This is a genomic window from Streptomyces sp. AC627_RSS907 (genome assembly GCF_019049165.1).
The window spans coordinates 1-651 of the sequence record NZ_JAGMUE010001373.1; the positions used below are offsets into that span (position 1 = coordinate 1).

Annotated in this window: 1 protein-coding gene; it reads right to left on the minus strand. The window is 75.6% G+C overall.

What is annotated here, in order from left to right; genetic code table 11:
• Nucleotides 1–651: PP2C family protein-serine/threonine phosphatase (locus KUM32_RS41990; RefSeq protein ID WP_217146861.1), on the minus strand; the 651-nt coding region annotated here is incomplete at both ends.

Consider the following 651-nt stretch of genomic DNA (forward strand, 5'->3'; position numbering starts at 1 on the left):
ACCGAGGCTCACGCGGCAGCCGCCAGTCGCCGACCGCGTGCGCGGGCAGCCCCTGCATCCGCGCCATCAGCAGGGCCGTGTCGTCCTCGCCGTGGTGCGTGTCGAGGGCGTTCAGGACGTGGTCGCAGATGCCCTCAAGCGGGCTGGCGTCGTCCGCGGCGACGGGCGGGTCGGTCAGCGCGGCGCGCAGCGCCTCGATGCCCACGTCCAGGGAGTGGTCCCGCGACTCGACGAGCCCGTCCGTGTACAGCGCGAGCAGCGCCCCGTCCGGCAGCTCGAACTCCATCTCCTCGAAGGGTTCGCCGCCCACACCGAGCGGCATTCCCGGCGGCAGCTCCACCAGTCGCGGCTGACCGCCCTGCGGGACGAGGACCGGCGGCAGGTGCCCGGCGTTCGCGATGGTGCACCGCCGGGTGACCGGGTCGTAGACGGCGTACACGCAGGTCGCGAGGTAGATCTCGGACAGGTCGGAGTCGCCGGCCACGCCACGGGCCCCGGCCGACCTGCCGCCACGGGCCGGGCCCTGGCGGCCCGCCGTGCGGGTGGAGGCGCGGGTGGTGCCGGGCGCGCCGAGGCCGTGCGCGATCTCGTCCAGGGCGGTCATCACCTCGGCCGGCTCCAGGTCGAGCATGGCCAGCGTGCGCACGGCGG